This window comes from Flavobacterium chungnamense, from assembly GCF_039539165.1.
Classification (GTDB): domain Bacteria; phylum Bacteroidota; class Bacteroidia; order Flavobacteriales; family Flavobacteriaceae; genus Flavobacterium; species Flavobacterium chungnamense.
Window position 1 is genome coordinate 25,147 of record NZ_BAABCS010000003.1, and the last position, 18,924, is coordinate 44,070.

The following is an 18,924-nucleotide window of genomic DNA, read 5'->3' on the forward strand; positions in this document are numbered from 1 at the left end:
AATTATTTAGCAAACAAAAAAATGATGAAACTAGTTGTCTTTCAATTTGATATCATTTAAAATCCATTCCATTTCTGGATCTTTATTTTCAATTTTATCTTTCAATGTTGGAATAATTTCTTGGTCTGGAAAAATACCTCTACCAAAAACAGCAGTCTTATTTGTAGTACCAATATCCATAAGACCTATTCTGATATATAGATTTGAATTTGGTAGCTTCAAAACTGGCAATAATCCGGCAACAGTAGAATTAAATGAGCCACCTGTTTCTTCACCAACAAAGGTAATATCCTTGTTTTCTTTCAATGCAGCAGAAACCAAGCAGGCTGCAGAAAAACTATTTCCATTAATCAAAACATATATTTTACCCGAAAAATGGTTAGCTTTATTTTGTTGCTTTTTAGAACCAACCAATGAATAAGTATAAGTTCCATCATTATTTTTCTTAGTTCTCAAAGAAGAAAACGCCATATAAAATGGATATCCAATTGCAGCAAATGGATAAGTGATTTTTGGGATTTTATCAAACATTCCCAATTTCCACAAACTTGCTTTAGAAACTACTTGAGCTGGTTCAAGCATTTGAAAATCTTTATTTGTTAAATAGGAATATAAATCGACAGCATCAGCAACTCTTCCTCCAGGATTATTTCTTAAATCTAAAACTAGAGTTTTTACATTTTTCTGCTTAAGATTTTCAAAAACTATATCGTAAGCTTTTCTAAATTTACCTTTAGAAAAATCTTTAATCTTCAGAACAGCAATACTACTATCTTTAGCAACAAAAGTTAACTTTTTACTGAAACTTTTAGTAGTTTCATCATATCCAAAAATTCTCTTATCCTTCTTACTATCAACAACTTTCTTTTCTGTTTTTGGATTTGTTTCAGTAACTTTCGGTGTTGTTTCAGTTTTCTTAACCTTCTCTTTCTTTTCTGCCTTTAAACGACTTACAATTACTTCTTTCAAGGAATCATTTTGTCTAAAAACATAGTATAAACTATCATTGATTCCTATTTCGTTGGTTAAATAATTTGTAAAACGTTTTGAAAAAGCTCTCTTTAAATAAGTTTTATTTAAACCATCAGAAGCATATGTTTTTCTATATTTATTGTGAAGTTGTTGCGGTGTAATAGCATTTATACTCACAACTTCTGCACCAGAAACAATACCTTTTTGTTTAGATTTATTTTTTAAAACATACAATTTATCATTCATCCATTCGAAGTCAAATTGTGATAATGGACCAGTTCCAGATTTAGCTAATCGCTTTTGTTGCTTTTTACTAATTCTCTTTGATGGTGATGACATACTCATGTGCCCTTGCTTAACCGAAGCAACAACTGGACTAATAAGCAAGAAAAAATCTTGACTTGAAATTGGTTTGTTTAACACATTTCTAATACTATCAAACTTTCTATTCAATTCTTCTTTAAAAATGTAGGTGTATAAATTAGGGTGGTACTTTTCTAATTTTCTTTGAACGAAATTTACATCTTTTATTAAATCCTTTTCAGAGATTGGTTGTGCTAATCTTTTATTATATTCCTCAACAGAAACACAACTGAAAGATACTATTGAAACTAAAATTCCAACAAACAAACTAAAATAAAAACTACTAAATTGACTAAACTTCATAAAATATAATCGCTATTGACATCCAATTTTCAAATATACATTTATTTGTTGTTTCATGTGATTTTCATTAATATATTAACTTAATTCTAATAATAATTAGACAAAAATTGAGTAAATTTGTAATACAAACATACTATTAATGCAATTAAAAATTAATAATAGATTTAGTTCTGAATTATCTGCAGATGTTAATGAAACTAATATCACCAGACAAGTACTAAATGCTTCTTTCTCTTATGTTACTCCAAGAATTCCTTCGAATCCAAAACTAATTCATGCAACGAAAGAAGTTGCTCAAATGATAGGAATAACCGAAGATGAAATCACATCTGTTAATTTTTTAAACCTTTTTTCAGGAAAAACTACTTTACCAAATTCTCGCTCTTATGCTATGAATTATGCAGGACATCAATTTGGAAATTGGGCTGGACAATTAGGTGATGGAAGAGCTATTGTTTTAGGCGAAGTTAAATACAACAATCAAAATTGGATGTTGCAATTAAAAGGCGCCGGAAGTACTCCTTATTCTCGTCGTGCTGATGGATTGGCTGTTTTGCGTTCTTCTATTAGGGAACATTTATGTAGCGAAGCAATGCATTATTTGGGTGTACCAACTACGCGTTCACTTTCTCTAATCTCGACAGGCGATGAAGTTTTGAGAGATATGATGTATGATGGAAATGCTGATTATGAAAAAGGTGCTGTAGTTTGTAGAGTTGCTCCTACTTTTATACGATTTGGAAGTTTTGAATTGTTTTCAGCACAAAACGATTTAGAAAATTTGAAAAAGTTAGCTGATTTTACTATTAAATATTATTATCCTGAAATTACAACTGATGGTGTTGAAAAATACATTCAGCTTTTTCATAAAGTAGCCAATAAAACTCGTGAAATGATTGTTCATTGGCAACGAGTCGGATTTGTACATGGAGTAATGAATACTGATAATATGTCCATTTTAGGACTTACAATAGATTATGGTCCATATGGTTGGCTAGAAGATTATAATCCCGATTGGACTCCAAATACAACCGACAGAGAACACAGAAGATATCGATTTGGTAATCAAGGAGATGTTGCCCTTTGGAATTTATTTCAATTAGCAAATGCACTTTATCCATTAATTCAAGAAGCAGCTCCGTTAGAAAGTGTTTTGAATGATTTTCAAACCAAATACACTACTGATTATCATCAAATGNGACTATTTTTTTTAGAGAATTAGGTAGATTAAAAAAAATAAACACTCCTGGTTGTGGAATAGCTATTATAAACGATGCCTTTTACAAACCTGAAGAAATCAAAAAAAATATACTAGAAGATTGGGAGAAATGGTTTAAAAAATATATTAAAAGATTAAAAAGAGAAGCCACAACAGATGAAGACCGAAAACTTAAAATGGATGCTATAAATCCGAAGTTTGTATTGAGAAATTACATGGCTCAATTGGCTATTGATGCAGCCAACAAAGACGATTTTAGTATTATCAAAGAATTGCATGAATTATTAAAAACCCCATATCAAGAGCAACCAAATTCAGAAAAATGGTATACAAAAAGACCTGATTGGGCAAGAGAAAAAATAGGATGCTCAATGCTTTCTTGTAGTTCGTAAACTATTGTAAATCAAACCCTTTTCCAATAAAAAAATTTTTGAAATAATCTAATCTCTCATCACATTCTAATCCTAGAGTACTTCCAAAATTATTTGGATCAGGCAATAAATAATAATGACCACATTCAAAACAAATTTCTAAAATTGAAATAACAATATCTTTCTCATTTAAAAAAACAACTGCATTTCTAGGTATATAACAAGTTGCTAATGAAGATAAAACTGGCTTTTTTGGGTTTTTTATTTTATAATCATAATTAATAATCCAATTACTAAATTCGTCAATTGCATTTTGATTAAGTTCAACAATTTTTGTTACATCATATACTTTCTCTGGCAAAGTATCATTTGATAGAAATGAAAATTCTTTTACAATCTTATAACCTGCATTCGAAAAAGAAGAACTATCTTTTAATCTAATAACCTCTTTTGTATTTATTTTTACATCTTCTATTATTTCAGAATTGAGATAACTCACCAAAACGATTTTTTTGGACTCATTAAATGGGAAAATTTGGCTACGCTCCTCAACTGATTTATTCCCAAAAAAACCACATTTAACATTACTCTTTTTCTGTGAATAAGAATTAGTTACTAACAAAAAGAAAGTCAATAAATAAATGTGGTTTTTCATATTTGAAAATATAAATTATATTCCAGCTATAGCCTTAATCTCATCAATAATTCTGAAAGCAAGCTTATCAGCTTCAGTTTGCGTTGGAGCTTCTGTATAAATTCTGATAATCGGTTCTGTATTTGATTTTCTTAAATGAACCCATTCGGTAGCAAAATCAATTTTTACTCCATCAATTGTAGTAATATCTTCTGATTTATACTTTTCGGTCATTGCAACTAAAATGGCATCTACATCAATTTGAGGTGTCAATTCAATTTTATTTTTACTCATATAATATTGCGGATAACTTGCTCTTAGTTCTGCAACAGTTTTCTCTTGATTTGCCAAATAAGTCAAGAACAACGCTACTCCTACCAAACTATCTCTTCCGTAATGTAATTCTGGATAAATGATTCCGCCGTTTCCTTCACCACCTATTATAGCATTTGTAGCCTTCATCAATTCTACTACATTTACTTCACCAACAGCACTAGCTTGATAACTTCCATTATGTTTATTAGTAATATCTCTCAATGCACGAGACGAACTCATATTAGAAACCGTATTTCCTGGCGTTTTACTCAAAACATAATCAGCAATCGCTACCAAAGTATATTCTTCGCCAAACATTTCGCCATCATTTGAAATAAAAGCCAATCTGTCAACATCAGGATCGACAACAATTCCGAAATCGGCTTTTTCTTCTACAACCAATTTACAAATGTCACCTAAATGTTCTTTCAAAGGTTCTGGATTGTGTGGAAAATGACCGTTTGGTTCGCAATATAATTTTACTACTTCAACACCCATTTGTTCCAATAAATTCGGAATCACAATTCCACCAGTAGAATTTACAGCATCTACAACTACTTTATATTTCTTGGTTTTTACCAAATCAGCATCCACTAAAGGCAAATCTAGAACTTCATCAATGTGAATATCCATATAGGAATCGTTGGTAGTGATTTCGCCTAACGAATCAACATCAACAAAATCAAAGGCTTCTGCTTCTGCAATTTCAAGAATTTTTGCACCATCAGCACCATTTAAAAACTCACCTTTTTCATTCAATAATTTCAGTGCATTCCATTGTTTTGGATTATGCGAAGCCGTTAAAATGATTCCACCATCCGCTTTTTCTAAAGGAACAGCTACTTCAACTGTTGGTGTTGTAGAAAGTCCTAAATCGATAACATTTATTCCTAATCCGATTAATGTATTTTGAACCAAATTATGAATCATCGAACCCGAAATTCTAGCATCACGACCAATTACAACGGTTAGTTTTTCCTTTGAACTATTATTTTTAAGAAACGTTCCATAAGCTGAAGCAAATTTTACTGCATCAACTGGTGTTAAATTGTCACCAACTTTTCCACCAATAGTTCCTCGAATTCCTGATATTGATTTTATTAATGTCATTTTTAAATATTAGATTTTAGATATTAAATATTAGATTTGGAAGTACAAATATACTAATTTGAAATTCTAATTAAAATAACTAATTTGGTCAAATGAATTTCCTCGCTCACATATACCTTTCTGGAAACAACGATTTGCTTAAAATTGGAAATTTTATGGCTGATAGTGTTCGTGGACATCATTATTTGGATTATCCAGACGAAATTCGAAAAGGAATTCTTTTGCATCGTTATATTGACACTTTTACTGATGCTCATCCCATTTACCGTAAAAGTAAACATAGATTACACGAAAAATATGGACATTATTCTGGTGTGATTATGGATATAGTTTATGATCATTTTTTAGCTAAGAATTGGAACAACTATTCTGATAAAAAATTAGAAGATTATGCAGATGAATTCTACAAATTACTTCAAGATAATTATGACATTCTAACAGAAAAAACGAAAGGAATGTTACCTTATATGATTGCACGAAATTGGTTAGTAAGTTACGCGTCATTAGCTGGCTTAGAAATGATTTTGTTCCAAATGGATTATCGAACAAAACATCGCGCCAATATGCAAGAATCGATCGTAGAAGTTCAAGAGTATTATTCAGAATTTGAAGAAGAATTTACTTTGTTTTTTGAAGAATTACGTAATCATTGTGTGGAGAAATTAAAAGAATTAGAATGAATTTTATACAAAATTTAGGACAAGATTTACATCAAAAATCCAATCGAGAACTAGCCATTCCGATGGAGAATTATATGAAAAATAATTTCTCTTTCTTAGGAATAAAAACCGAGGAAAGAAGAGCAATTTTTAAAGAGAATTACGAAAAATACAAATCTGAAATAAAAGCAAATTTCAGAACAATTGCTTGGGAATTATTCAATAAAAACGAACGAGAATTTCATCAATGCGCTATAGATTTATTAGTCAAAGAATTCAAGAAAAACTTTATTTTAGAAGATATTAAGTTAATTGAAAAATTAATCATTACAAACTCATGGTGGGATTCAGTTGATGTTGTTGCTAAATATTTACTAGGTGGCTATTTGCAACAATTTCCAAATGAAACTTATGAAGTAATTGAACGATTTTCAAATTCAGAAAACATGTGGTTAAATCGAAGTGCTATTATTTTTCAATTGAGTTATAAGGAAAAAACCAATTTTGATTTGCTTAAATCAGAATGTAAAAAACATAAAGACTCAAAGGAATTTTTTATTCAAAAAGCAATTGGATGGGCTTTGAGAGATTACAGTCGCTTTAATCCAAATGGTGTTTCAGAATATGTAAATTCAACCAATTTAAAGCCTTTAAGTCAACGTGAAGCATTGAGAAATATTAAGTAATTACATTTCACCTAGAAGCGTAGAAAAAACCATTTTAGTTTCTTCTCCAAACATTTTTGGAGTTTCGTAAAAAAATACTTTTTGAACAATTTTAGTTTTAGTAACTATGCCTGATTTCGTTCTTGAGAGAGTATATCCGGTTTTCCAACTTTGATATTCAACAGAATCATATCTACTTTCCTCTGAAACTGAGAATAAAATCGGTTCAGAAATTAAAAGCTTCTGAATGAACTGTTGTAAAGTAATTTTATCAAAAGAATCCGAAGTAAAATCAATCACCAATGTATTGGGATTTTGAAATAACAAATTGATGTTTTTAACTACTTCCTTCTTCAAATCATCATTCAATGAAGCATCAGTAAGCATCTGAAAATAGGAAAACAAATCTTCTACTTTAGTTTTAGAATTTTCTTGATAAGCATTCAAAACTTTGGAAGAAAATTTTTTATTTAAAGACATTGTTGAAGCAGCTTTCTTTTCTGAAACACTCTCTTTCACTACATCTTGAGCATTAACAAAAAAGCTGCATAAAAAAATAACGATAAATAAAAATTTCTTATTCATTCTATTCTTGTTTAATTCTAATGAACTGAATTTTATCATTAGCATCGTTTTTAATTTCAACAATCTTCATCTTTTTTAATGATGCCGTTGGTACAATCAACTTTTGTGAAAACTCGCTTTTATTGAAATATTCTGCTCCCAAATCGTCTTTCAACATCACAATTACTTCCAAATTATCGGATAATATTTTATTCAATTGCTCTTTTCTAGTTTGCCAATCTTTAATATCTGATAACATAAATGCTTTAAGCATCATAGCATAATCATCTGGTTTTAAATCAATTCGTTTTGGAGGTTCAGTTACACTTCCATTGGAATTTATAACAATAGTTTTAGGTTCGTAAAACGGACTTTGAATGACCAATTTTGATTTCTCATTACCATTATTTGAAACTTGAACTTTACCTTCTTTTATTTCTAATTCTTGTTTGACTGAATCTTTTAATTCAAAAACTTTAACTTCTTCTGCATTTACTTTTTCATTAGTGTATTCATTATTTAGTTGAATTGTTTTGGGTTTAGATTCTTCTTTTTTGCTAAAAAAAACAACAACTAAAGCCAATGGAATAAATAATAGTAACATCCATTTTTTAGATATTTTCGATTTTTCTGATTGACTTCCTTGAATTGTTTGAACGATTTTTTCTTCAAATGTAAACTCATCCCAACCTGAAAAACCTACAAATTCCGATAGAATATTCAGCATATCTTTTCTTGGAATCTTGTTGTTGGTTTCTGGTTTTAAATGCGTGTAAATCCATTTCTCACTAATCTTTTGCTTACACTTTTCTTCAATTAAACCAATCAAATTTTGAATATCTTGCGAACTAAATGTCTTCCAAGTTCCTTGAAAAAAAGGATGATGCTCTTGATATTTCAAAAGCACTTTTTGTTTCAATTCCTGAAATTTTTCAAGTTCTGTCATTCTAATAATTAGATTCAAAAGTAAAGCTACAATTCGATATTTCTACTGAAAACCAACTGTAAAAGTGGTGTAAATGTAATTAAAAAACTTTACAGTTAGTTGAAAGTAGTTTTACCAAACCCACTTTGAAAAACGAGAGTATCATTGCATCATTAATTTTAAAAACTTATAAAAAATGAAGACAAATTTAATTACAACAATCGCTCTTACAATTGCATTAAACTTTGCTAATGCGCAAGACATGGGAAATGCTCAATACGAAAAAAAAGGAAACGCTGATTATGGAAATGGTGCCTACGGAAATGGTGGTTATACTATTAATAGAGTAAACACTATTCAAACCACATCGAGCAGCCAAGATGAAATGGTTATTACAATAAAAGGAATTTTTAATGAACGAGCCACTTCACAAATTGCAACTTTTGCTGTACTTCAATTAGGGAAAACAGCAGAAGAAGCAACCAACTTAATTGATGAAAGAATTGGAAATGTTATGAAAGAATTAGCACTTTTCAATAAAGAAATTGTGGTTGAAACCGATATGATTTCATTTGTTCCCACTTATGATTATGCTGTTGATAAAAAGATTTTTAATCCAAAAACGTATAACGAAAAACCATCTGGATTTGAATTGAAAAAGAACATCTTAATTAAATTTAGAAACAATAATGACTTTGATAAAATTCTATCTATTTGTGGCAAAAACGAAATTTATGATATAGCAAAAGTCGATTATGTAACTACCAATTTTGATATGGTAAGAACTCAAATGCAAAAGAAAGCGTTGGAAGTTTTTAAAGACCAAATGGCTAATTATTCTTTAATTATGAATACAGATTTAAACAAAAAAGAAAAAATACTTCAAGAAGGTTTTAATGTTACTTATCCGATGGAAAGTTATAGAAGTTATCAAGCTTATTCGCAAGCCAATGCCAATTTTGATCCAAAAAGTGAAGTCAATGTTATTAAGAAAAACACTACACAATATTACAACCAAGCTTTAGTGAAAGATCACAATTTTGTTATGAATCCTGATATCACTGAACCAACTATTCAAGCTTTTTACGACATTACAATTCGCATCAAACTTAAAGAGGACCAATTGCCAAAAAACACTATCATTAGAAACAATCGCTACTATATCATTACTGCTGCTGGAGATATTAAATTGTTGAACTTATAACATCACAAATGAAAAAAATGCTAATTTGTTTAATTATTTTGGCATCCAATGTAATTAACGCTCAACATTGTCCATATGATTTTTCTAATATTATAGTTCTAAAAGTTCATAATAGAGAAAGTCAGAATACTATTCCAAATTTGAAAATAACTTTAGTCAAGAAGAAAAAAGATAAAGTAGTGAATAATAAAGTCTACATTTTAACTCAAAATAATAGATTCCCATTTTTATCAGACGAATATAGCGTAATCATTCCAAGTAGACTTGACATTGAAAATTACTATTTAAAAATTGAAAGTTTTTGCGAATATGGAAACAATGACTGGACTTTTTATGGAACAAAAGAAATAAAACTTAATGAAATTGATAAATTTTCATTGTGTGGAAATTATGATTCGAATGATTATTATGACTCTACCTTTGGTGAAAGAGTTTACAAACCAATAGAAGTTATACTCAGCAAAAAAAGTTGCGAAATAAATTAAATTCAAAATCCGATGAAGAAATATCCTTCATCGGATTTTTTTATGTGAAATTTTAAAACACTACTTTTGTCTTTCGCAGTGAATAAATCAAAATGCCAAACAGAAAGTCAGTAATCATTCAATTATTTTTTAGAAAAATTGCTCGCCGATTAGAATCCTTATTCTTCTTGGCAAAAACAATCTTGTCTGAACGTAATTTTATATACTTATCGTCTGTTGCTGTTGCTATTTCATGTGCTTTGGCTGTTATTATTCTTAAAAGTTTTGCGCATAATGTTTTCATTTTTGCCAATTATGCTAATAAATATTTAAAGCTACCTTATGCCAATAGTATTTTTCCAATTATAGGTATTTTGCTTACTGTTTTTGTTATCAAAAAATTCCTTGATGGTTCAATAGAAAAAGGTAGCTCACGAATTCTATACGCTGTTGCTAAAAAAGGTGGAATTATTCCAAAAAAACAAATGTATGCCCAAATCATAACAAGTTCATTAACCGTTGGACTTGGTGGTTCTGCTGGATTGGAAAGTCCGATTGTTATAACTGGTGCGGCATTTGGTTCTAATTTTGCTCAAAAATATAAACTTTCTCAAAAAGATAGAATTTTACTACTCGCATGTGGAGTTGCTGCTGGAATTGGTGCGGCTTTTAATGCTCCAATCGCTGGAGTTTTGTTTGCTATTGAAGTAGTTTTAACCGATGTTAGTATCTCTGCTTTTATTCCAATTATAATTTCAGCCGCAACCGGCGCTTTGGTTTCTAAAGTGCTTTTGAGTCAAGATGTTTTATTGAGTTTTGATCAAGAGGAAAATTTCAATTTTCACAACACACCTTACTATATAATACTTGGAATTTTAGCTGGATTAGTTTCTGTTTATCATGCTCGAAATTTCAGAAAAGTAGAACATTTTTTTAGCCGATTTAAAAACAATACTTATAAAAAAGCCTTATTTGGAGCTTCAATTTTAGCTGTTTTAATTTTCTTTTTTCCAACACTTTTTGGTGAAGGTTATGAAAGTATGAAAACGCTTTCAACTGCACATCCTGAAAGTTTATTAGAAAATACTTTACTAGAAAATCATAAAAGTAATGAATGGATTCTATTAGGATTTGTTGGTTTGATTGTTTTATTAAAATCCTTCGCAACTGGTTTAACATTAGGTTCTGGCGGAAATGGTGGTAATTTTGCGCCTTCACTATTCGTTGGTTCGTATCTTGGTTTTTTTGTTGCAAAATTTATGGATTTGACCAATATCAATTCGCATCTTCCTGTTACAAATTTCACTATTGTTGGGATGGCAGGAATCTTGAGTGGTTTATTTCATGCGCCTTTAACCGCAATTTTCTTAATTGGTGAAATTACTGGAGGTTATGATTTAATGGTTCCATTGATGATTGTTTCTTCAATAAGTTTTGCTGTTTCCAAACAAATGGAACCTCATTCAATGGATGTTAAAACATTGGCTGATAAAGGTGACGTTTTTACAAGTGATAAAGATAAAAACATCTTGCAAAGTATTGATTTTCTTGAATTAGTTGAAACTGATGTCAAAACCATTACCCTCGACAAATCATTAGAAAATCTAATCGAACATTTATCTAATGTAAACCAACGAATCATTCCTGTTTTAGATGAAAAAAATAAACTCCTTGGAATTGTTGATTTTGAAAACATACGTTCTATCGTTTTTAATCCTTATAGAATTAAATTCACAGAAATAAAAGAAATCCTATCGCAACCTCAAGAAATCATATACCACGATGACGGAATGGAAACGATTATGGAAAAATTTGAAAACTCAAATCAAAACCTACTTCCTGTTACCAAAAACGGAAAATTCTTTGGATTAATTTCTAAAATCACCATTCTTGAAGCCTATCGTGAGCAATTAAAGGAAATGGTGATTGAGTAAATTTCAAACTCAAAATTCAACTAAAAACTCGATAGCACATATAAAATAAATTGAAATTAATTTTTGAAGTTGATTTTTTAAAAATATTAATATCGGATAGATTTAAAATTTGCTTTATCCGATATTAATAAATATATTTGCATTGTTATGTGGAACATTGATACAAAATATAGAGAAGAATTTCAATCAACATTCGAGAGATTGTATTATAAAATGGCTGTTTTGAAAAAAAGCAGACCATTGCCAAATATCGCTTTACAAAAAATTAAAGAATCGCTTTCTGTAGAATGGACTTACAATTCTAATAGTATTGAAGGAAATACATTGACGCTTCAAGAAACGCAAATGGTTCTTCAAGAAGGAATTACTGTAAAAGGAAAATCACTTCGCGAACATTTTGAAGCAAAAAATCACGAAAAAGCGATCAATTATTTATTTTCTATTGTTGATGATAGTTATGAAATTAGAGCAATCGATATACTTTCTATTCATAGTTTAGTTTTAAACATGATTGAAGAAGATTTTGCAGGAAGAATTAGAAATGGTGGCGTTAGAATTTCTGGAGCCAATTTTGTTCCACCAAATGCCAATAAAGTTTCCGATTTTCTCGATGAATTAATTGATTTTGTAAACACAAATCCAATGCAATTAAATGATATTGAATTGGCAACAATCTTTCACCATAAATTTGTTTGGATTCATCCTTTCTTTGATGGAAATGGAAGAACGGTAAGATTAGCAATGAATTTATTATTAATGAGAAAAGGTTTTCCGCCTGCTATTATTTTATCTAATGATAGAAAAAAATATTACGAAGCATTAAACCAAGCCAATAATGGAAATTATCAAAAATTAATGTTGCTAATGTGTCAGGCTCAAGAACGAACTTTAAATATTTATCTAAGTTCATTGCCCGATAATGATTATGATTTTCAAGAAATTTCCAATATCGTTAATGAACCTAATTCGCCATACAGCCAAGAATATGTAAGTCTGTTAGCGCGTCAAGGAAAAATTGATGCTCACAAAGAAGGAAGAAATTGGTACACTACCAAAAAAGCAATTGAAGATTATATTGAAAATCGTCAAAGGAAGAGAAATATCAGTTAGCAGTGTTCAGTTGGCAGTTAGCAAACTGAATACTGATCACTGAATACTGAATACTGATTACTGAATACTGATTACTGAACACTATTTTGTTTTTTCTCCAACAAAATAATCATTGGTACTTTTAAACAACACGTTAAAAGTAGTCAAACTTCCGTAACATCTTGTTATGTATTGTTGCAATTCAACTTTTTCAGCATTATCTAAATTACTTGAATTTATTTTTTGCTCCATAACACGAAGTCGATCTCTAACCATAATTATCTTATTGAAAAAAGTATCAATCGGAACTTCTTTGTTTTGAGTTGGCGTTCCTGGCTCCATTAGCAATTTTCCACCTTTCCATTTATCTGCAATGGGAACAATTTGAGTAACATCACTCCATTTCTGAAGAATATTTTTTAAAGTTTTCTCCACTTCATAAAAACTTACTGAATCTACTTCATCTTCAACAGCTTCAATTACTTCAAATTCATTGTCAACATCTATAGTTTCCAATCCGTTTTCGATAAAAGTTACCCAATAATGTTTAGAAGTTACATTGGTTACAACTCCCAAACCAAATTCTGAATGCTTTATACGTGATCCTATTCCTAATATTTTCATTTTTCTTTTTTTTTGATGCCCAAATATAAAATGTTTAATTGAATTTTTATTTTAGTATATTTATTTTTTTAGTTGTTCCAACCTTTTTGAAAAAAACAACCTCTATACTTAAAGTTAATCACACATATTATTTACTATGAAATACTTCTACATTATTACAGCATTTATAATTACTTTATTTTCAAATGCTCAAAACACCATTACTTTAGAAAAGAAAATACTCTTTGAGCACAATCAATTTTCACTTACAACGAATGCTGCGTCAACTTTAGATAGCTTAATCACAGTGGCTAATAAGTATTCCAATTATTCAATCAAAATTGTTGGATATACCGACCCAAGTGGCTCTTTAAAATACAATCAAAAACTATCAAGCGATAGAGCAAAAACAGTTTTTGACTACTTTATTGATAAAAGACTAAATCAATCACTACTTTCTTATAAAGGATTTGGCATCGATAACAAGTCTGAAAACGAAACAATCCAAAGAAATACAACCGTGACATTTACAGCAAAATCGGAAGATTGCTATTACAAATTAAATTCACTTACAGGAAAAAATGGAACAGAGGTTTCTTTTAAATTAAAAAAGGAATCGAATGCCGAATTTACTTTAGACGAATATTTTTCGACACAAAGCATGATTCAGAATGAAAAGTTTGCTTTAGACATCAATGATGAAGTTTTAGAAACTGCAGGAATGATTGATATCGACTTAAAAGATATTAATCCGAATGATATTGAAGATGGGATAATTCAAGTCGCAATTCCTACAATTTCAAATACTATTTATGACGAAGAAATGACTGTTTGGGTTGAGGAAATTGATAAAGATGGAAGAAAACGTTGGAGAAATTTAAAACTAAAACCTAAATGGAATAATAACACTAAACGCTATGAATTCAATCTTAATGTATCCAATTTTAGAGGAAATAAGATATCCATAAATTTAGATAAAAACATTTACCGCGACCAAGTTACAAATGTCTCGACAGGTAAAAAGAAAAAAGTAATCATTGTTGCAACAGAAAGAGAAGAGTTCTTTTATGATGTTTATCTAAGTTATGCCTCAGAAAAACAAAATGATTTAAAATTTTCTGCTCGAATGGATAAAACAGGTTTTGCCTTTGTAATTCCTAAAAATGTAAATCCAAAAAAACTTTATTTTACTGGAATTAATAGCTCTGGAAAAGTAACTTTTGGACTTTTAACTTGTAAAGTTTCTAAGTACAATAAAAAATATCCACTTTATAAATATATTCCGATATCAAGTGGAAAGGCAAAAGATAATGAAAAAGCTAAAAAGAAAGGTTTTTGGGAATGGCTGAAACGAATTTTTAATTAAAATCTTTAACAAATTCTTCTGTTCTGACTAACTGAATTTTGCTCATAAAATCGTATTTTTGCGTTTTGACTAAAAACATGCTAGAAAACGAAAATACAATTGAAGTAATTGGTGCAAGAGTTCACAACCTCAAAAACATTGATATTTCTATTCCAAGAGAACAACTTGTGGTAATTACTGGACTTTCGGGTTCAGGGAAATCATCTTTGGCTTTTGATACAATTTATGCTGAAGGACAACGCCGTTATATAGAAACTTTTTCTGCGTATGCGCGTCAATTTCTTGGTGGATTAGAACGTCCTGATGTAGATAAAATTGACGGACTTTCGCCTGTAATTGCTATCGAACAAAAAACTACAAGTAAATCACCGCGTTCAACTGTTGGAACTATAACCGAAATCTACGATTTTCTGCGATTATTATTTGCTCGAGCTGGAGAAGCTTTTAGTTACAATACTGGTGAAAAGATGGTTTCCTATTCTGATGAACAAATCAAGGAATTGATTAAGGAAAACTTCAAAGGAAAGAGAATTAATGTTTTAGCTCCAATCATTCGTGCAAGAAAAGGTCATTATGCCGAATTGTTCCAACAAATTGCTAAACAAGGTTTTGTGAAAGTTCGTGTAAATGGTAAAATTACCGACATCACAACTGGAATGAAATTGGATCGTTACAAAACACATGATATAGAAATTGTAATTGATAGATTGCAAGTCGAAAACGATGAAGATACCGATAAAAGATTGTCAGAAAGCATCAAAACCGCTATGTATCATGGTGAAGATGTTATGATGGTTATCGAACATGAAAGTGATGAAGTTCGCTTTTTCAGTAGAACTTTGATGTGTCCGACGACTGGGATTTCGTATCAAAATCCGGAACCCAATTTGTTTTCATTCAACTCTCCAAAAGGTGCTTGTGAACATTGCAATGGATTGGGAATCGTAAACGAAATCAACATAAAAAAGATTATTCCAAATCCGAAATTATCTATCAACAAAGGTGGATTTTCGCCTCTTGGAGAATACAAAAATTCATGGATGTTCAAACAATTAGAAATTATTGGTGAAAAATATAATTTCAAATTGACTGATGCCATCGAAACCATTTCTGAAGAAGCAATGGAAATGATTTTGAACGGCGGAAACGAGAAATTCTCAGTAATTTCAAAAGCGGCTGGTGTTACCAAAGAATATAAAATTGATTTTGAAGGAATTGCTAAATTTATAAAAAACCAACATGATGAAAGTAATTCTACTTCTATAAAACGTTGGGCAAAAGAATTTATGGACGAAATAAATTGTCCTGAATGCAAAGGCTCACGATTGAAAAAAGAATCTCTTTTCTTCAAAATAAACGATAAAAATATAGCTGAATTATCATCAATGGATATTTCAGAATTGACGATTTGGTTTGAAAATTTACCAAAAGAATTGTCTGAAAAACAAAAAACTATTGCAACTGAAATCCTAAAGGAAATTAATGATAGACTAAAGTTTTTAATGGATGTTGGTTTGAATTATCTATCCTTAAGCCGAAGTTCTAAATCACTTTCTGGTGGTGAAGCGCAACGTATTCGTTTGGCAACACAAATTGGTTCGCAATTGGTAGGCGTGCTTTATATTTTGGACGAACCTAGTATTGGTTTGCACCAACGCGATAACGAACGATTGATTAATTCGTTGAAAAATCTTCGTGATATTGGAAACTCTGTTTTAGTTGTAGAACACGACAAAGACATGATTGAATGTGCCGATTATGTAATTGACATTGGCCCGAAAGCCGGAAAATTTGGAGGTAACATCATCAGTAAAGGAACACCTAAAGAATTGCTGAAAGAAGATACCATCACAGCACAATACATGAACGGCAAAATGCAAATTGAAGTTCCGAAAAAGCGTCGTGAAGGCAATGGAAAATCAATAAAATTAACTGGTGCCAACGGAAATAATCTTAAAAATGTTACGGTTGAATTTCCGTTAGGAAAACTAATTTGCGTTACAGGAGTTTCAGGAAGTGGAAAATCTACGTTGATTAATGAAACACTCTACCCTATTTTGAACGCTCATATTTTTAATGGTGTCAAAAAACCAATGCCTTACAAGAAAATTGAAGGTTTAGAACATATCGACAAAGTAATTGATATTGACCAAAGTCCAATTGGTAGAACTCCTAGAAGTAATCCTGCTACTTACACCGATGTTTTTTCAGAAATTAGAAGTTTATACACAATGACTCCAGAAGCTATGATTCGTGGATATAAAGCAGGACGTTTCAGTTTCAATGTAGCTGGTGGAAGATGCGAAACTTGCGAAGGTTCTGGAGTTAGAACTATCGAAATGAGTTTCTTACCTGATGTATATGTAGAATGTGAAACTTGTATGGGAAAACGTTTTAACAGAGAAACTTTAGAAATTCGTTACAAAGGAAAATCAATTTCTGATGTATTGAATATGACAGTTGATGAAGCGGTTGATTTTTTTGAACTAATTCCTAAAATATATAGAAAAGTCAAAACTATTCAAGATGTTGGATTGGGCTATATCACACTTGGACAACAAAGTACAACACTTTCTGGCGGTGAAGCACAACGTATAAAACTGGCAACCGAATTATCTAAAAAAGACACTGGAAATACGTTTTACATTATGGATGAACCTACAACTGGTTTGCATTTTGAAGACATTAGAGTATTAATGGATGTTATTCAAAAATTGGTTGATAAAGGAAATTCTGTACTGATTATAGAACACAATTTAGACGTTATAAAACTAGCCGATTATATCATTGATGTTGGTATGGAAGGCGGAAAAGGTGGCGGAGAAATTTTATGCATAGGAACGCCTGAGGAAATTATAAAAAATAAAAAAAGTTATACTGCTCAGTTTTTGAAAAAAGAATTATAAATCAGTCTATTATGAAAAAAATACTTTTATTAATTATGCTTTTAATCAACTTCTTAGGTTGGTCACAAGAGCAAAAGCCCGAAGAAATTGTTCAAAAACAAGTTGAAGCATACAATAGTGGAAAGATTGAAGATTTTTTAAGCTTTTATTCAGAAGATGTAAAGATTTATACTTATCCAAACAAACTAAAAATAGAAGGAAAAAATGCTATGCGAGAAAGCTATGCTTCCTTTTTTAAAAATTCAAAAAAACTAAATTGCACCATTACAAAAAGAATTGTAACTAAAAATATTGTCATTGATGAAGAACAAATTCAATACAACGAATCTCAATTTGGAGGTGTAGCTATTTATGAAGTTGAAAATAATAAAATTATAAAAGTTACATTCTTTCAATAGAAGAAATTTTTAAAAAAGAACTAATTTAGCACGTTTGCAAAAAAATTAAAATAATTAGATTATGTCAATTAACAATTACGAAAACGAAGACGAAAAAATACATGATAAATTAAAACAAAAAACTTGGAACGAGATACGAACCAACGACTCTTGGGCGATTTTTAAAATCATGTCAGAATTTGTAAATGGCTATGAATCAATGGCTCGTATTGGTCCTTGTGTATCTATTTTTGGTTCAGCTAGAACAAAACCTGAAGAAAAATATTATTTATTAGCCGAACGAATTGCCTACAAAATCAGTAAAGCTGGTTATGGAGTAATCACTGGTGGTGGCCCCGGAATTATGGAAGCAGGAAATAAAGGCGCGCATCGTGGTGAAGGAACTTCGGTGGGTTTAAACATTGAATTACCTTTCGAACAACATTACAATCCGTTTATCGATAAAGACAAAAACTTAAATTTTGATTATTTCTTTGTTCGCAAAGTGATGTTTGTAAAATATTCGCAAGGTTTTGTTGTAATGCCAGGTGGTTTTGGTACTCTTGACGAATTATTTGAAGCGGTTACTTTAATTCAAACTAAGAAAATTGGTAAATTTCCCATCATTTTGGTTGGAACAGAATTCTGGTCAGGGCTTTTAGATTGGATTAAAAATGTGATGATTGACAAGCAGAAAAATGCCAATCCTGAAGATATGAACCTTATAAAAGTAGTTGATACAGAAGACGAAGTAGTTGAAGCTTTGGATAACTTCTACAAAAAATATAATTTAAGTCCAAATTTTTAAGCTATCAGCTTTCAGCGATTAGCTTTTAACATCCAATAAATAGACTAACCGCTAATTGCTAAGCGCTAATTGC

16 protein-coding genes and 1 pseudogene are annotated in these 18,924 nt (G+C 30.3%); 11 read left to right on the forward strand and 6 right to left on the reverse strand.

Annotation, left to right across the window (positions count from 1 at the left end; genetic code table 11):
• Window positions 1–30: 30 nt before the first annotated feature.
• Window positions 31–1,638: a S41 family peptidase gene (locus ABD771_RS00705; RefSeq protein WP_345089191.1), complete on the reverse strand. Its 1,608-nt coding sequence runs from the start codon at window positions 1,636–1,638 to the stop codon at window positions 31–33.
• A gap of 139 nt (window positions 1,639–1,777) precedes the next feature.
• Here ABD771_RS00705 and ABD771_RS00710 point away from each other — a divergent pair.
• A pseudogene (locus tag ABD771_RS00710) lies at window positions 1,778–3,249 on the forward strand (protein adenylyltransferase SelO).
• Window position 3,250: 1 nt separating this feature from the next.
• On the opposite strand, the gene ABD771_RS00715 reads toward ABD771_RS00710, so the two are convergent.
• Together ABD771_RS00715 and glmM are read right to left on the reverse strand one after the other, a co-directional pair.
• Window positions 3,251–3,883, reverse strand: coding sequence for a hypothetical protein (locus ABD771_RS00715; RefSeq protein WP_345089193.1), 633 nt, complete (start codon window positions 3,881–3,883; stop codon window positions 3,251–3,253).
• A 15-nt stretch (window positions 3,884–3,898) separates the two neighbouring features.
• Window positions 3,899–5,287: a phosphoglucosamine mutase gene (gene glmM / locus ABD771_RS00720; RefSeq protein ID WP_345089196.1), complete on the reverse strand. Its 1,389-nt coding sequence runs from the start codon at window positions 5,285–5,287 to the stop codon at window positions 3,899–3,901.
• 92 nt (window positions 5,288–5,379) lie between these two features.
• On the opposite strand from glmM, the gene ABD771_RS00725 reads away from it, so the two are divergent.
• Complete coding sequence (locus ABD771_RS00725) at window positions 5,380–5,967, forward strand: acyl carrier protein phosphodiesterase (RefSeq protein WP_345089198.1); 588 nt, start codon at window positions 5,380–5,382, stop codon at window positions 5,965–5,967.
• The gene (locus tag ABD771_RS00730; protein WP_345089201.1) at window positions 5,964–6,632 is read left to right on the forward strand and encodes a DNA alkylation repair protein; all 669 of its coding nucleotides are present in this window, start codon (window positions 5,964–5,966) and stop codon (window positions 6,630–6,632) included. The genes ABD771_RS00725 and ABD771_RS00730 overlap by 4 nt, the downstream gene beginning before the upstream one ends.
• Here ABD771_RS00730 and ABD771_RS00735 read toward each other — a convergent pair whose 3' ends face one another.
• Both ABD771_RS00735 and ABD771_RS00740 read right to left on the reverse strand, forming a co-directional pair.
• Entirely contained in the window at window positions 6,633–7,235 is a 603-nt protein-coding gene (locus tag ABD771_RS00735; RefSeq protein ID WP_345089205.1) for a hypothetical protein, read from the reverse strand.
• Window positions 7,198–8,121 (reverse strand): hypothetical protein, encoded by a 924-nt coding sequence (locus ABD771_RS00740; RefSeq protein ID WP_345089208.1) that lies wholly within the window; start codon window positions 8,119–8,121, stop codon window positions 7,198–7,200. The genes ABD771_RS00735 and ABD771_RS00740 overlap by 38 nt, the downstream gene beginning before the upstream one ends.
• A gap of 175 nt (window positions 8,122–8,296) precedes the next feature.
• On the opposite strand from ABD771_RS00740, the gene ABD771_RS00745 reads away from it, so the two are divergent.
• From ABD771_RS00745 to ABD771_RS00760, 4 genes are all read left to right on the forward strand, one after another.
• On the forward strand, window positions 8,297–9,304 hold the full coding sequence (locus ABD771_RS00745; protein ID WP_345089210.1) for an SIMPL domain-containing protein: 1,008 nt from the start codon (window positions 8,297–8,299) through the stop codon (window positions 9,302–9,304).
• Window positions 9,305–9,312: 8 nt separating this feature from the next.
• Window positions 9,313–9,789, forward strand: a complete 477-nt coding sequence (locus ABD771_RS00750; protein ID WP_345089214.1) for a hypothetical protein — start codon at window positions 9,313–9,315, stop codon at window positions 9,787–9,789.
• A gap of 92 nt (window positions 9,790–9,881) precedes the next feature.
• Complete coding sequence (locus tag ABD771_RS00755; RefSeq protein ID WP_345089217.1) at window positions 9,882–11,702, forward strand: chloride channel protein; 1,821 nt, start codon at window positions 9,882–9,884, stop codon at window positions 11,700–11,702.
• Window positions 11,703–11,849: 147 nt separating this feature from the next.
• Window positions 11,850–12,812 (forward strand): Fic family protein, encoded by a 963-nt coding sequence (locus tag ABD771_RS00760; RefSeq protein ID WP_345089220.1) that lies wholly within the window; start codon window positions 11,850–11,852, stop codon window positions 12,810–12,812.
• Between the two features lie 81 nt (window positions 12,813–12,893).
• Here ABD771_RS00760 and ABD771_RS00765 read toward each other — a convergent pair whose 3' ends face one another.
• The gene (locus tag ABD771_RS00765) at window positions 12,894–13,415 is read right to left on the reverse strand and encodes a hypothetical protein (RefSeq protein ID WP_345089223.1); all 522 of its coding nucleotides are present in this window, start codon (window positions 13,413–13,415) and stop codon (window positions 12,894–12,896) included.
• 136 nt (window positions 13,416–13,551) lie between these two features.
• Here ABD771_RS00765 and ABD771_RS00770 point away from each other — a divergent pair, with 136 nt between their 5' ends.
• From ABD771_RS00770 to ABD771_RS00785, 4 genes are all read left to right on the forward strand, one after another.
• A complete protein-coding gene (locus tag ABD771_RS00770; RefSeq protein WP_345089226.1) occupies window positions 13,552–14,760 on the forward strand; it encodes an OmpA family protein in 1,209 nt (402 codons plus the stop codon).
• Window positions 14,761–14,837: 77 nt separating this feature from the next.
• Window positions 14,838–17,666: an excinuclease ABC subunit UvrA gene (gene uvrA, locus ABD771_RS00775; protein WP_345089231.1), complete on the forward strand. Its 2,829-nt coding sequence runs from the start codon at window positions 14,838–14,840 to the stop codon at window positions 17,664–17,666.
• Window positions 17,667–17,677: 11 nt separating this feature from the next.
• Window positions 17,678–18,064: a nuclear transport factor 2 family protein gene (locus ABD771_RS00780; RefSeq protein ID WP_345089235.1), complete on the forward strand. Its 387-nt coding sequence runs from the start codon at window positions 17,678–17,680 to the stop codon at window positions 18,062–18,064.
• A 61-nt stretch (window positions 18,065–18,125) separates the two neighbouring features.
• Window positions 18,126–18,851, forward strand: coding sequence for an LOG family protein (locus tag ABD771_RS00785; protein ID WP_345089238.1), 726 nt, complete (start codon window positions 18,126–18,128; stop codon window positions 18,849–18,851).
• Window positions 18,852–18,924: the final 73 nt, after the last annotated feature.

What these genes read in the sequence shown, in the direction of transcription:
- ABD771_RS00705 (WP_345089191.1), bottom strand. Translation starts at nt 1,638, where the DNA reads ATGAAGTTTAGTCAATTTAGTAGTTTTTATTTTAGTTTGTTTGTTGGA.
- ABD771_RS00715 (WP_345089193.1), bottom strand. Translation starts at nt 3,883, where the DNA reads ATGAAAAACCACATTTATTTATTGACTTTCTTTTTGTTAGTAACTAAT.
- glmM (WP_345089196.1), bottom strand. Translation starts at nt 5,287, where the DNA reads ATGACATTAATAAAATCAATATCAGGAATTCGAGGAACTATTGGTGGA.
- ABD771_RS00725 (WP_345089198.1), top strand. Translation starts at nt 5,380, where the DNA reads ATGAATTTCCTCGCTCACATATACCTTTCTGGAAACAACGATTTGCTT.
- ABD771_RS00730 (WP_345089201.1), top strand. Translation starts at nt 5,964, where the DNA reads ATGAATTTTATACAAAATTTAGGACAAGATTTACATCAAAAATCCAAT.
- ABD771_RS00735 (WP_345089205.1), bottom strand. Translation starts at nt 7,235, where the DNA reads ATGATAAAATTCAGTTCATTAGAATTAAACAAGAATAGAATGAATAAG.
- ABD771_RS00740 (WP_345089208.1), bottom strand. Translation starts at nt 8,121, where the DNA reads ATGACAGAACTTGAAAAATTTCAGGAATTGAAACAAAAAGTGCTTTTG.
- ABD771_RS00745 (WP_345089210.1), top strand. Translation starts at nt 8,297, where the DNA reads ATGAAGACAAATTTAATTACAACAATCGCTCTTACAATTGCATTAAAC.
- ABD771_RS00750 (WP_345089214.1), top strand. Translation starts at nt 9,313, where the DNA reads ATGAAAAAAATGCTAATTTGTTTAATTATTTTGGCATCCAATGTAATT.
- ABD771_RS00755 (WP_345089217.1), top strand. Translation starts at nt 9,882, where the DNA reads ATGCCAAACAGAAAGTCAGTAATCATTCAATTATTTTTTAGAAAAATT.
- ABD771_RS00760 (WP_345089220.1), top strand. Translation starts at nt 11,850, where the DNA reads ATGTGGAACATTGATACAAAATATAGAGAAGAATTTCAATCAACATTC.
- ABD771_RS00765 (WP_345089223.1), bottom strand. Translation starts at nt 13,415, where the DNA reads ATGAAAATATTAGGAATAGGATCACGTATAAAGCATTCAGAATTTGGT.
- ABD771_RS00770 (WP_345089226.1), top strand. Translation starts at nt 13,552, where the DNA reads ATGAAATACTTCTACATTATTACAGCATTTATAATTACTTTATTTTCA.
- uvrA (WP_345089231.1), top strand. Translation starts at nt 14,838, where the DNA reads ATGCTAGAAAACGAAAATACAATTGAAGTAATTGGTGCAAGAGTTCAC.
- ABD771_RS00780 (WP_345089235.1), top strand. Translation starts at nt 17,678, where the DNA reads ATGAAAAAAATACTTTTATTAATTATGCTTTTAATCAACTTCTTAGGT.
- ABD771_RS00785 (WP_345089238.1), top strand. Translation starts at nt 18,126, where the DNA reads ATGTCAATTAACAATTACGAAAACGAAGACGAAAAAATACATGATAAA.